Source organism: Kitasatospora sp. NPDC004799 (genome assembly GCF_040609095.1).
GTDB lineage: Bacteria > Actinomycetota > Actinomycetes > Streptomycetales > Streptomycetaceae > Kitasatospora.
Window position 1 is genome coordinate 1 of record NZ_JBEXJK010000653.1, and the last position, 2789, is coordinate 2789.

Genomic DNA, 2789 nt, shown 5'->3' on the forward strand with positions numbered 1-2789 from the left:
GCGCCGGCCGGCGTAGCCGCCGCGGGCCGGGGTGGCGTTGGGGCCGCCGCCGTACTCGGGGCGGTCGTACTTGCGCTCCTCGGGCCGCAGCGGGCGGTCCGGGTAGCGGCGGTCGTCGCGCCGGTCGTCCCGACGGCCCTCGCGCCGGTCGTCACGGCCGTACGAGCCGCCGTACGACCCGCCGCGCGAGCCCGAACCCGAGCCGCCGCGGCCACCGCCGCCGTACGAACCCCCGCGCGCGCCCGAGCCGCCGCGGCCGCTGCCGCTGCCGCCGCCGTAGGAGCCGCCGCCCCGGCCCCCGCCCTGTCCGCCGCGACCGCACCCGCCGCCGCTGCTGTTCCTGCCGTTGCCACTGCTACGCATCAAAGTGTCCGTACGTCGTTCCGTCTGGGATGTGCGGTCGTTTCGGCCGACCTCACCGCCCCCCTACCGATCGGGCCCGGCCCGACCGGCCTCGCCACTGCCGTCCGCGGCCTGCGCGGCAGCGGCGGCGACCGCCTCCGCGATCATCGTGCCCTCCAGGGACTCCGCTTCCACGTCGTCGACCTCGGGCAGGAAGGGAGCGAGCTCCGGCAGCTCGTCCAGGCCGCGGAGCCCCATCCGTTCCAGGAAGTAGTTCGTCGTCCGATACAGGATCGCACCTGTTTCGGGCTCGGATCCGGCCTCTTCCACCAGTCCTCGCTGTACCAGGGTACGCATCACGCCGTCACAGTTCACACCGCGGACGGCGGAAACCCGCGATCTGGACACCGGCTGCCGGTACGCGACCACCGCCAGGGTCTCCAGCGCGGCCTGGGTGAGCCGGGCCTGCTGGCCGTCCAGGAGGAAGCGGTCGACGGCCGCGGAGCGGCTCTCCCGGCTGTAGAACCGCCAGCCGCCGGCGACCAGCCGCAGGTCGAATCCGCGCCCCTGGACGGTGTACTCGGCGGACAGCTCGCGCAGCGCGGCCGCCACCTCCGCCCGGGGCCGCTCCAGCACCCCGGCCAGCCGCTCCTCCGCCACCGGCTCGTCGACGACCATCAGGACGGCCTCCAGCTCGGCCCGCAGCCCGGCGTCGGCCGGCTCCCCGACGGCCGACGCGCCGGAAGTCGGCCCCGCCGACTTCTGGTGCACGACCCGCGACCGCGCCGTCGGATCCTCCCCGGCCGGCGCCACCGGGTCCGGCAGCAGCTCGAAGGCCGGCTCCAGCCACTCCTCGGCCCGCGGCCGCCCCGGCAGCCCCAGCGGGCGCCGCACCGGCAGCCCGCCCCCGTCCCCGCCGCTCATCGCCGCTCACCCTCCTCGACCGCCCCGGCCTCGCCGGCCGGCCGGTCGAACTCGTCCGTCACCTCGACCGCCACCCGGCCCTCCTCGGCCACCCAGCGCACCCGCAGCTCGCCGAGCGCCTCCGGCTGCTCGAAGGCGAGCACCCGCTCCCGGTACAGCTCCAGCAGCGCCAGGAAGCGGGCGACCACCACCAGGTCGTCCGGCGCGTCCTCGACCAGCCGCTGGAAGGTGGCCTCGCCCAGCTCGGTGAGCAGCCCGACCACCAGCCCGGCCTGCTCGCGCACGCTCACCGGCGGGGTGTGGATGTGGTCCACGTACACGACCGGCGCCGGCTTGGGCTCCATCGCCCTGGCCGCCAGCTCGGCGAGCCGCTGCGGCCCGATGCCGAGGACCACCTCCGGCAGCAGCTCCGCGTGCCGGGGCTCCAGCGCGGCGGCCCGGGGCCGGCGCAGCAGCTCGGCCGCCCAGCGCTCGCCGAACAGCGCCGCCGCCCGCTTGTACGCCCGGTACTGGAGCAGCCGGGCGAACAGCAGGTCGCGGGCCTCCAGCAGGGCCAGGTCCGCCTCGTCCTCGACCTCCGCGACGGGCAGCAGCCGGGCGGCCTTGAGGTCGAGCAGGGTGGCGGCCACCACCAGGAACTCGGTCGTCGCGTCCAGGTCCCAGTCCGGGCCCATCGCCCGGATGTACGCCAGGAACTCGTCCGTCACCGTGGCCAGCGCCACCTCGGTGACGTCCAGCTTGTGCTTGGCGATCAGGCTGAGCAGCAGGTCGAACGGGCCCTCGAAGTTGTCCAGCCGTACCCGGAAGCCGCCCCGCGACCCGTCCTCGGGCGTGCTCGCGTCGATGGCGGCCGGTTCGGCGGTGGTGGCCGGTTCGGCGGTGGTGGCCGATCCGGCGGTGGCGGCCGGTACGGCGGTGGCGGCTGGTCGAGCGGTCCTGGGCATGACGGTCCATCTTCACCCGTCCCCGCCGCCGCCCCCGCCCCGGGGCCGCCCGACACGCCGCCCCACCGGGCCCGGGGACCGGCCGCTCCCGGCGGCCACGGGCCGGTACGGGGCCTCGTGCGGCCATGCCGTCGGCCCGGCCCCAGGGACCGGTCAGGTGTTCCGTCCTCCGTGCAGGCCCCGGGAGCGCCCTGCGGCGTCCGATCCGGCCCTCGGGCCCCCGGACCCTCGCCCGGTCCCGTCCGGCGCCCCTGCGACGCCCTGCCGCCGACCGGCGGCCTCCCCACGCCGGGCCAGCGGCCCCCCTCGACGCCCGGCGCACCCGCCGGCCGCCCTCCGCGCCGCCTACCGGCCGCGCAGCCGCCGGACCAGGATCGAGGCCTCGCCGCGCTGCTCCAGGTCCGCCAGGACGACCGCGATGGCCTCCCGGACGATCCGCCCGCGGTCCACGGCGAGCCCGTGCTCGCCGCGCAGCACCAGCCGGGCGTGCTCCAGGTCCATGAGCTCCTCGGCGGACACGTACACCGTGATCTTCTCGTCGTGCCGCTCGCGCCCGCTGGGCCGGCGCGGCGCGCGGCC

General features: G+C 77.3%; 2 protein-coding genes and 2 pseudogenes. All 4 read right to left on the reverse strand.

Features of this window, described 5'->3' with window-relative positions:
* Positions 1–363, reverse strand: a pseudogene (locus ABZW03_RS39485) (pseudouridine synthase); the annotation flags it as partial.
* Positions 364–426: 63 nt separating this feature from the next.
* Positions 427–1020, reverse strand: a complete 594-nt coding sequence (locus tag ABZW03_RS39490; RefSeq protein ID WP_355269514.1) for an SMC-Scp complex subunit ScpB — start codon at positions 1018–1020, stop codon at positions 427–429.
* A 242-nt stretch (positions 1021–1262) separates the two neighbouring features.
* The gene (locus ABZW03_RS39495; protein ID WP_355269512.1) at positions 1263–2210 is read right to left on the reverse strand and encodes a segregation/condensation protein A; all 948 of its coding nucleotides are present in this window, start codon (positions 2208–2210) and stop codon (positions 1263–1265) included.
* Between the two features lie 345 nt (positions 2211–2555).
* Positions 2556–2789: pseudogene (locus ABZW03_RS39500) on the reverse strand (hypothetical protein); the annotation flags it as partial.